Source organism: Devosia sp., from assembly GCF_014860165.1.
GTDB lineage: Bacteria > Pseudomonadota > Alphaproteobacteria > Rhizobiales > Devosiaceae > Devosia.
Genome location: NZ_JACZKG010000061.1, coordinates 1 through 8621, shown reverse-complemented (window position 1 = coordinate 8621; position 8621 = coordinate 1). Strand labels below are relative to the sequence as shown.

Genomic DNA, 8621 nt, shown 5'->3' with positions numbered 1-8621 from the left:
CGGGCCTCGAGCAGGCGCGCGGCGGCATTGGCCGGCAGGCGGGCCTGGGCCTCACGCGCCAGCAGGCGCGCCCGGGCCGGATCGCCGGCCTGCAGGGCGACAATGGCATCGGAGAGGGCTTCGACACCCTGCTCGCGCCGGCGCTCGCGACTGCGGCGGGCCATGCTGCGCGGGGCCGAGATGATGCGCCGGATAATGGCCCAGAGCCCGATCACGATAATGGCGACGATGATGAACAGGAAGATCGCCGCGCCCAGCCGGGGCTGCATGCGATAACCGGGCACCTCTAGCGTCACCACACCGGGCAGGGAGATGAGCCAGGCGGCGAGCGCCGCAATGACCAGGCTGCCAGTGATCCAGGAGGCGAGACGGATCATTGGGCAACCTCGCCGGAGAGGGCGCTGGTCCGCAGGGCATCAAGGAAGCGCGTCGCCTCGGCCTGTTCCGATATCAGTACCGGAACATCCTCGCCGGCGGCGAGCATGGGGGCAGGCAGGGCGGCCAGAAGCGTCTCGGCGGTAACGAAATCCCGCCGCGCGATGGCGCCTTCGAGCTGCGACATTAGCGCTTCGGGTGTGTCACCCTCGATCTCGCCGGCCGGTCGCAGGGCGATGGCCGAGCGGAACCAGTCGAGTGCGCCATCCTGCCATTGCGCCTCGGCATCGACAGGACGCCCGGCCAGCATTGCAGGCAGGACCGCGGCGAAGCGGCCGGCGATGATGTCGGGGCGGACAAGGCCGGTTTCGGCCTTGTTGGCGATGGCGGTGGGAATGTCGGCGTCAGGCACGGCGGCGCGCAGGGCACCCAGTTCGGTGGCAAAGGGGCGGCCGGTCGCAAAGGCGGTCTCGAAGCCCGACAGAATCAGCGGCAGCTGCAGTACGGCGCCGATATCGCTGGGCTGGTCGGCCAGGGTGGCGGTCGTCTCGGTCATCGTCGTATCGAGGGTGCGCAGGCTGGCCTCGGCCGTGCCCAGGCGCGCCGCCACTTCGTCGAGCCGGGCGGCAAGACCCGCCAATTCGGTGCGCAGCGCCTCGGTCGCGCCGGTATCGGCCGTGGGAGCGGGCGTTGCGGCCAGCGTGTCAATGCGGGTCGTCAGCGCGGCGATATCCGCCTCGACATTGCTCAGGTCGACCGGCTCGGCAGCCGCTGTCGCGGCCGCTGGGGCGGCCGGTTCCGCGGCCTCCAGTGCACCGATGCGCTGGTTGAGTGCCACCAGCTCGGACTGCGTGGTCTGGGTGACCGTCTCGAGTTCGGGAATGGCGGTGGCGAACTGCGCCAGGCGCGGATCAGCCACTGCCGCCGGGGCAGGTGGCACCGGCCACAGTCCGAACCAGGCCAGGCCGTAGGCGGCAGCCAGGCCCAATGCACCACCGACCAGGGCGGCGCCAAAGCCAAAGCCCCCCGAGGCCGGCGCGGCTTCGGGCGTCCGTGTTCGCGCTGGCGGTTCCTTGGCGGCGGCAGGTTTGGCTTCGGGCTTGGTCTCTGCCCTGGCTTCGGGCTTGTCGGCCCCGGCCTCGCGCGCCTTCAGATCAAGCACCGGCGGCTTTACGGGACCGGTCTTGCTTTCGCCGGGCTTGCTGCCGCCTGGCTTGGAATCGTCGCCCTTGGTATCCGCCATTGCAGGGTGTCCTCTTCTTGGGTGCCGATCATGGCCCAGTTTGCTCGCGGGCAAAAGCCAGCGCGAGCGCCATCATGGCGTCTTCATCCGGCCGGTCCGCCAGGCTGATGCGGTTGAAGCGCGCCTCCAGCAACGGCTCGGCCACGGTTTCGGAGAGGCACAGCATGGCCAGCCTGCTTCGCTTGTCGCGCGGCAGGCTGGTGGCGAGCGTGGCAAAGATTTCGGCCGTACGGCGCGAATAGGCCAGCACTGCACCAATCTCGCCGCCCAGTTCAGCCAGGATCTGTGCGGGCAGGGCGTCGATGGCCACCATGTCGTAGATCTTGGCCGTGGCCACCATCACGCCCAGCGACGCCAGCGCCTTGGCCAGATCCGCACTCTGGTGCTTGCCCGTGGGGTAGAAGATCGGCCCGCGCATGCGCGCAATGGTCATGGCATTGACTAGGTCCTGCAGCGCCCCTGCGGCGCTGCTGACGCGTTCGAAGCCGGCCTCGGATGCCTCGCGCGCGGTGCGATCCCCCACGGCGAAGACCGGCAGGTGCCGGTATTGTTCGAGCACCCCGCGCTCGGCCAGCGCGCGGACGGCGTTGGCTGACGTCAGTACCATGGCGGTGAATCCATCCGGGGGCGGCAGGCTGGCATCGAGCGTCTGGCGCACCATGACCGGGGCGGCCACGGCGTCAATGCCGAGGGCGTCGAGCCGCGCCAGCGTCGCCTGGGCGTCGGGCTCGGGCCGCGTCACCAGCATCTTCACGATGTGGCAGCCCATTGTGCCAGCCAGTCGGTGCCGGCCCGGGCGATCAAATCCTCGCCCACCTGGCGGCCCAATTGCTCAGGGTCGGTGCCATCAGCAGCGCTGTCGAAGGCCGTCTTGCCGTCGAGGCTCAGGATCTGGCCCTTGAGCACAAGGGTCTGGCCATCAAGGCGACTCAGGACACCCACCGGGGTGCGGCAGGAGCCGTCGAGCACGGCCAGCATGGCCCGTTCGGCTGATATCGCCGCGTGGGTGGGCGCGTGGTCGAGAACAGCGACAATCGCTGCCATGCGGGCATCGTCGCTGCGCACGGCAATGCCGATCGCCCCCTGGGCGGGGGCCGGCATGAAGATTTCCGGGTCGAGCAGGGCAGTGGCGCGGTGGCCCTCGCCCAGGCGGTTGAGCCCGGCCATGGCCAGCATGGTGGCATCGGCCACCCCGTCGAGCAGCTTCTGCAGGCGGGTGCCGACATTGCCGCGGAACGGCACGATTTCAAGGTCGGGCCGCACGCGAAGCACCTGCGCGGCGCGGCGAATGGAGGAGGTGCCGAACCGGGCCCGCTCGGCCAGATGATCGAGGCTTTGCACCTTCACCGACATGAAGGCGTCGCGCACATCCTCGCGCTCGAGGAACGCTGCCAGGCGAATACCCTCGGGCAGTCGTGTCGCCACGTCCTTGCTCGAATGCACGCCGATATCGACCCTGCCTGATAGCATGGCCTCGTCGATTTCCTTGGTGAACAGGCCCTTGCCGCCGATCTCGGTGAGACTGGCATTGCTGGCCTGTGAGCGATCGCCGCCGGTGGAAATCACCTCGATGACGATGTCATCCTCCGCTACGCCATGCGCCTGGCAGAGCAGTCGCCGCACCAGCCGTGCCTGTGCCAGTGCCAGCGGGCTGCCACGCGTTCCGATCCGGGCGAAGGGTGTCTGCGATTGCAATCTGTTTTCGTCCTATAGTAGGCAGTGCGGGCTACCACCGTGGAGTAACCAGTTCGTCGTGACCGGGCAAGCGCCAGCCACAATCCTCGGCATAGAGACCAGCTGCGACGAAACCGCGGCAGCGGTGGTCCTGCGCGACGAATTCGGCAAGGGCAGTATTCGTTCCAATGTGGTGCGCAGCCAGCTCGATGAACATGCGGCATTCGGCGGCGTGGTGCCGGAACTCGCGGCGCGGGCGCATGTGACCTATCTCGACCACATCATTGCCCAGGCCTGTCGCGAGGCGGGCGTTTCGCTCGATGAAGTCGATGCCATCGCGGCCACGGCCGGCCCGGGCCTGATCGGGGGCGTGCTCGTCGGCCTCACCACCGCCAAGGCGCTCGCCGCCGCGCTGGGCAAGCCGCTGATCGCGGTCAATCACCTCGAAGCCCATGCGCTGACGGCGCGGCTCACCGACGGGGTGCAGTTTCCCTATCTGATGCTGCTGGTTTCAGGAGGCCACAGCCAGTTCGTGCTGGTGCGCGGGGTCGGCGATTACCAGCGCTGGGGCAGCACGATCGACGATGCGCTGGGCGAAGCTTTCGACAAGGTGGCAAAGCTGCTGACCCTGGGGCATCCCGGTGGTCCGGCCGTCGAGCGCATCGCCAGGTCCGGCGATCCGAAACGCTTCAAGTTTCCCCGCCCGCTGCTGCGCGAGGCGCGGCTCGATTTCTCCTTCTCCGGGCTCAAGACGGCGGTGCGACTGCAGGCCGAGGCGCTGGCGCCGCTCAGCGACCAGGACGTGGCCGATATCGCTGCCAGCTTCCAGGCGGCGGTGGCCGAAATCGTCGCGGTGCGGTCGCGGCAGGCACTGGAGAGGTTTGCTTCGGAGTTTCCGGGGCAGGCGATGCGGCTGGTGGTGGCGGGTGGCGTTGCCGCCAACCAGACGATTGGAGCGGCCCTGCGCGCGGTCTGCGTCGAAGCCGGCGCGACGCTCGTCGTGCCGCCCATGGCGCTCTGCACCGACAATGGCGCCATGGTGGCCTGGGCGGGGGCGGAACGGTTCGCGCTGGGTGCGCTTGATGATCTCGATTTTACCGCGCGGCCGCGCTGGCCGCTTGATCTCGATGACATGAGGATCGAACCCGATGCGGCTTGAAACCGTCAGCGTCATCGGCGGCGGGGCCTGGGGCACCGCATTGGCGCAAGCGGCGGCCATGGCGGGGCGCCGGGTGTCGCTGGTGGCGCGCGATCCTGACCAGGTCGAGGAGATCAATTCCCGCCATACCAACAGCCGCTATCTGGGCGCGCAGACACTGCATGCGGCCATCGTGGCCACGACCGCGGCGGCGCCGGCCGATATCGTCATCCTTGCGGTGCCGGCACAATCGAGCCGTGCGGCTCTGGCCGCGCTCGACCCGGCGCTGCTTGCCGGCAAGCCGGTAGTGCTGTCGGCCAAGGGGCTCGAGACCGGTACGCTGGAGCGGCAGAGCGAAATCCTCCTCGACATGGCGCCCGATGCCATACCCTTCGTGCTGTCGGGCCCCAGCTTTGCCGTCGATGTGGCGGCCGGCAGGCCGACAGCGGTGACGCTGGCGGGCGACGATGCCAACCAGACTTCGGCCTTGGCGGCGGCTCTGGCCGGCCCCAGCTTCCGCCCCTATGCCGCCGATGACCGCATTGGTGTCGAAATCGCCGGGGCGCTCAAGAATGTCTATGCGCTGGCGGCCGGCGCCATCGAGGGCGCCGGGCTTGGCGCCTCGGCCCGCTCGGCGCTGATTGCCCGCGCCTTTGCCGAAATGGCGCGCATGGTGTCGGCCATGGGCGGTTCGGCTGCGACGCTGACCGGGCTTGCCGGGCTGGGCGACCTGACGCTGACCTGTACCTCGGTGCAGTCGCGCAACTACCAGTTCGGCATGGCGCTGGGGCGCGGCCAGTCAGTCGAGGCGATCATTGCCGGTGGTGCCGGGCTGGCCGAGGGGGTCGCCACGACCCCGGTTGCCGAGGCGCTGGCCAAGAGCCTCGATGTCGAGGTGCCGCTGATCGCGGCCGTGCATGCCGTGCTGAGCGGCCAGGCCGATATTGCCACAGTGGTTGCGGGTCTGATGTCCCGTCCGCTGAAACGGGAGGACTGATCCAGTGCCGCTATTCGTGATGATCGCCAAGGACAAGCCGGGAACCGGCGCGCAGCGCACCGCCACGCGGCCGGTGCATCTGGAGCATTTGACGGCCATGGGCCAAAAGCTCGTGCTGGCCGGCGCGCTGATGGGCGAGGACGGCAATCCCGAAGGCTCGCTGCTGGTGCTGGAGGCCGATAGCCTCGAAGCCGCCAGGGCGACGCTGCTGGCCGACCCCTTCATTGCCGAAGGCATTTTTGGATCGGTGGAGGTGAAGCCCTGGCGCGTGGCCATCAACCATAGCGGACGGGAGTTCTGAGCCATGGCCTATTGGCTGATGAAGTCGGAGCCCGATGTCTTCTCGTTCGACGACCTGGTCGCCAAGAACAAGCGTGGCGAAGTCGAGCAGTGGCACGGGGTGCGCAACTACACGGCGCGCAACAATATGGTGGCCATGCAACTGGGCGATCTCGCCTTCTTCTACCATTCCAATATCGGCAAGGAGATCGTGGGCATCATGAAGGTGGTGGCCCTGGCCCATCCCGATACCACCGCCGAGCCCAACGACAATGGCAAGATCGTCTGGCAATGCGTCGATGTCGAGGCGGTCAAACCCCTGCCCAAGCCGGTGACGCTGGCAACGGTCAAGGCGACGCCGGAACTGGCCGAGCTGGAACTGGTCAAATATTCACGCCTGTCGGTGTCCAAGGTCAGCCCGGCCGAATGGGACCTGATCTGCAAGATGGGCGGGCTCTAGGCGCGGCCTGTTCCCATTGCGGCTGGCCTCCCACGCATAGCGTCACGGGCGTGGCAGGACGGCCAATCGCGCGCTAATATCCCCCAACGCACATATGTGCGTTGGGGGAGATCAATCATGTCGTATTTTACCGTCAACTGGCTGGCCGTTATCCTGGCCACGGTCGTGAGCTGGGGTTTTGGCGCCGGCTGGTACATGGTGCTGGCCAAGCAGTGGATTGCCGCCATCGGCAAGAAGCCGGAAGACATCAACAGGGCCGACTACGCACCCTATCTCTGGTCGGTGCTCTGCCTGCTGGTCATGGCCTATTTCATTGCGCTGCTGACGCCGCTGCTACTGGGGTCGCTCAGCGTCACCAACGGGCTGATCGTGGGCGCCCATATGTGGCTGGGCTTTGTCATCACCGCCATGGTGCTCAACCACCGTTATGAGGGCGCACCGTGGGCGCGAACCCTGATCGATGGCGGCTACCTCCTGGCGGTGCTGCTGATCGACGGGGCGATTATCGGGGTATTCGGGTAATATCGCCAGCACGTCACCCTCGGGCCTGACCCGAGGGCTCTTCACTTGGCAAGTACAGTCCCCCTCGGATCAAGCCCGAGGGTGACGACCGCTGGCGATCGGGAGCGCTAGCTCTCCACCACGATGGGTGGGACGTGATGGGGTTCGCTTGGCGGGGCATATTTGTTGAGCAGGCTGACCTGGCTGATCGAGAAGATCACCGTTAGCGGCATCACGCCCCAGACCTTGAAGGCGACCCAGATATCGGTCGAGAAATTGCGCCACAGCACTTCGTTGATCACAGCCAGCACGACGAAGAACAGGCCCCAGTTCAGCGTCAGCTTGCTCCAGCCTTCCGGGCGGAGCTTGTAGACGTCGCCGAAGACATATTTCAGCAGCGAGTGCCTGAACAACAGCCCGCCCAGCAGCACCGCGGCGAACAGCGAATTGGTGATGGTCGGCTTGATCTTGATGAAGGTATCGTCCTGCAGCCATAGCGTCAGGCCGCCAAACACCAGCACCACGACGCCGGTGACCAGCGGCATGATGGCAATCTTCTTTAGGATAGCCCAGGACAGAGCCAGCGAAATCGCCATGGCGCCCATGAACCAGGCGGTGGCCACGAAGATATCGGCGCGGGCATTGGCGACGAAGAAGACCACCAGCGGACCCAGTTCGAGCGCCATCTTGATGAGTTGCGGGCGCAACTCATCCCAGTTGATTTCAGGCTCGGCGGTTTTCTCGGTCATGGCAATTCTCTGAGCGGCAATGCCGCAATGTGGAGGCAAGCGCCCCCGCATGCAAGGCCGGGATAGGCTGTAACCGTGGTAACATTGGAGCTATTCCGTCCCAGCGATCGCCCGGGCGAACTCGCTCGCCGTGAAGGGCTCGAGGTCGCCCACGCCCTCGCCTACGCCGATGAAATGCACCGGCAGGCCGTATTTTCGCGCAATGGCGACGAGGATGCCGCCCCGCGCCGTGCCATCGAGCTTGGTCATAACCAGCCCCGTCACGCCGGCGCGCTGGCCGAAGATCTCGACCTGCCTGAGCGCATTCTGCCCCGTCGTGGCGTCGAGCGTCAGCAGGGTGGCATGAGGCGCCGTGGGGTCGACCTTCTTGATGACGCGGATGACCTTTTCGAGCTCGTTCATCAGCTCGTCGCGATTCTGCAGCCGCCCGGCGGTGTCGATGATGAGCACGTCGCGACCCTGGGCGCGCGCCTCGGTCACGGCATCGAAGGCGAGCCCCGAGGCGTCCGATCCGGCGGGTCGGCTGATGACCGGGGCATTGGTGCGCTGGCCCCAGATCTGCAGCTGCTCGATCGCGGCGGCGCGGAAGGTGTCGCCGGCGGCCAGCATCACCGAGCGGCCTTCGGCGGCGAATTTCTGCGCCAGCTTGCCGATGGTGGTGGTCTTGCCCGAACCATTGACCCCGATCATCAGGATGACGAAGGGCTTTTGCGCGCTGCCGACCACTAGCGGACGCGCCACCGGGCCCAGCACCTTCTCGATTTCGGCGGCCAGCACGGCGCGGACATCCTCGCCGGTCACGTCGCGATCGAAGCGGTCGCGGCGCAGTGTTTCGGTGATGGCCATCGCCGTTTCGATGCCGAGATCGGCCTGGATTAGCACGTCCTCAAGCTCGTCGAGCGTCGCCGCGTCGAGCTTGCGCTTGGTGAAGACCGAGGTGATCGAGCCGGTGAGCTGGTCGGAGGAGCGCTTCAGCCCGGAGGCGAGGCGCGCGAACCAGCCAAGGCGCGGCGCCTCGAGGGGGACTTCGACGATGGCCGGCGGGTCGAGCGGGACGAAGGCGGTGGGCGCGTCAACTTGCCTTGTGGCAGCGGCGTCCTCGATATCCTCGACATAATCTGGCGTGGTTTCGGGCGGCCCGGGCAGGGGCACCTCTTCCACCGGCATGTCATCGGGCGGCGGAGCAGGGGTGGGCAGCACGGGCT

Annotated in this window: 11 protein-coding genes; 5 read left to right on the top strand and 6 right to left on the bottom strand. The window is 67.1% G+C overall.

The annotated features are described in order from the left end of the window. The 4 genes from IH615_RS14800 to hemC all read right to left on the bottom strand — a co-directional run. A partial coding sequence (locus IH615_RS14800) for a heme biosynthesis HemY N-terminal domain-containing protein (protein ID WP_291362838.1) occupies positions 1–377 on the bottom strand: 377 nt, incomplete at its 3' end. Beyond that, positions 374–1618, bottom strand: coding sequence for a hypothetical protein (locus IH615_RS14795; RefSeq protein WP_291362837.1), 1245 nt, complete (start codon positions 1616–1618; stop codon positions 374–376). The genes IH615_RS14800 and IH615_RS14795, both read right to left, overlap by 4 nt. Before the next feature lie 28 nt (positions 1619–1646). Beyond that, the gene (locus IH615_RS14790; protein WP_291362835.1) at positions 1647–2387 is read right to left on the bottom strand and encodes a uroporphyrinogen-III synthase; all 741 of its coding nucleotides are present in this window, start codon (positions 2385–2387) and stop codon (positions 1647–1649) included. Then, the gene (gene hemC / locus IH615_RS14785) at positions 2369–3313 is read right to left on the bottom strand and encodes a hydroxymethylbilane synthase (RefSeq protein WP_291362833.1); all 945 of its coding nucleotides are present in this window, start codon (positions 3311–3313) and stop codon (positions 2369–2371) included. Before hemC ends, IH615_RS14790 begins: the two co-directional genes overlap by 19 nt. Positions 3314–3395: 82 nt before the next feature. Here hemC and tsaD point away from each other — a divergent pair, with 82 nt between their 5' ends. The 5 genes from tsaD (at position 3396) to IH615_RS14760 (ending at position 6688) form a co-directional block, all read left to right on the top strand. Beyond that, on the top strand, positions 3396–4451 hold the full coding sequence (tsaD, locus tag IH615_RS14780) for a tRNA (adenosine(37)-N6)-threonylcarbamoyltransferase complex transferase subunit TsaD (protein WP_291362841.1): 1056 nt from the start codon (positions 3396–3398) through the stop codon (positions 4449–4451). Beyond that, the gene (locus IH615_RS14775) at positions 4441–5427 is read left to right on the top strand and encodes an NAD(P)H-dependent glycerol-3-phosphate dehydrogenase (RefSeq protein WP_291362831.1); all 987 of its coding nucleotides are present in this window, start codon (positions 4441–4443) and stop codon (positions 5425–5427) included. Before tsaD ends, IH615_RS14775 begins: the two co-directional genes overlap by 11 nt. Positions 5428–5431: 4 nt before the next feature. After that, positions 5432–5728 carry a YciI family protein gene (locus tag IH615_RS14770; RefSeq protein WP_291362829.1) on the top strand — a complete coding sequence of 99 codons (297 nt, stop codon included), beginning with the start codon at positions 5432–5434 and terminating at the stop codon, positions 5726–5728. A gap of 3 nt (positions 5729–5731) precedes the next feature. After that, entirely contained in the window at positions 5732–6166 is a 435-nt protein-coding gene (locus IH615_RS14765) for an EVE domain-containing protein (RefSeq protein ID WP_291362827.1), read from the top strand. 117 nt (positions 6167–6283) lie between these two features. Then, positions 6284–6688 (top strand): DUF1761 domain-containing protein, encoded by a 405-nt coding sequence (locus tag IH615_RS14760; RefSeq protein WP_291362825.1) that lies wholly within the window; start codon positions 6284–6286, stop codon positions 6686–6688. A gap of 107 nt (positions 6689–6795) precedes the next feature. Here IH615_RS14760 and IH615_RS14755 read toward each other — a convergent pair whose 3' ends face one another. Continuing rightward, positions 6796–7416 carry a septation protein A gene (locus IH615_RS14755; protein ID WP_291362824.1) on the bottom strand — a complete coding sequence of 207 codons (621 nt, stop codon included), beginning with the start codon at positions 7414–7416 and terminating at the stop codon, positions 6796–6798. Between the two features lie 90 nt (positions 7417–7506). Then, positions 7507–8616: a signal recognition particle-docking protein FtsY gene (gene ftsY, locus IH615_RS14750; RefSeq protein WP_291362839.1), complete on the bottom strand. Its 1110-nt coding sequence runs from the start codon at positions 8614–8616 to the stop codon at positions 7507–7509. Positions 8617–8621 lie beyond the last annotated feature (5 nt).

What these genes read in the sequence shown, in the direction of transcription:
- IH615_RS14795 (WP_291362837.1), bottom strand. Translation starts at nt 1,618, where the DNA reads ATGGCGGATACCAAGGGCGACGATTCCAAGCCAGGCGGCAGCAAGCCC.
- IH615_RS14790 (WP_291362835.1), bottom strand. Translation starts at nt 2,387, where the DNA reads ATGGGCTGCCACATCGTGAAGATGCTGGTGACGCGGCCCGAGCCCGAC.
- IH615_RS14775 (WP_291362831.1), top strand. Translation starts at nt 4,441, where the DNA reads ATGCGGCTTGAAACCGTCAGCGTCATCGGCGGCGGGGCCTGGGGCACC.
- IH615_RS14765 (WP_291362827.1), top strand. Translation starts at nt 5,732, where the DNA reads ATGGCCTATTGGCTGATGAAGTCGGAGCCCGATGTCTTCTCGTTCGAC.
- IH615_RS14760 (WP_291362825.1), top strand. Translation starts at nt 6,284, where the DNA reads ATGTCGTATTTTACCGTCAACTGGCTGGCCGTTATCCTGGCCACGGTC.
- IH615_RS14755 (WP_291362824.1), bottom strand. Translation starts at nt 7,416, where the DNA reads ATGACCGAGAAAACCGCCGAGCCTGAAATCAACTGGGATGAGTTGCGC.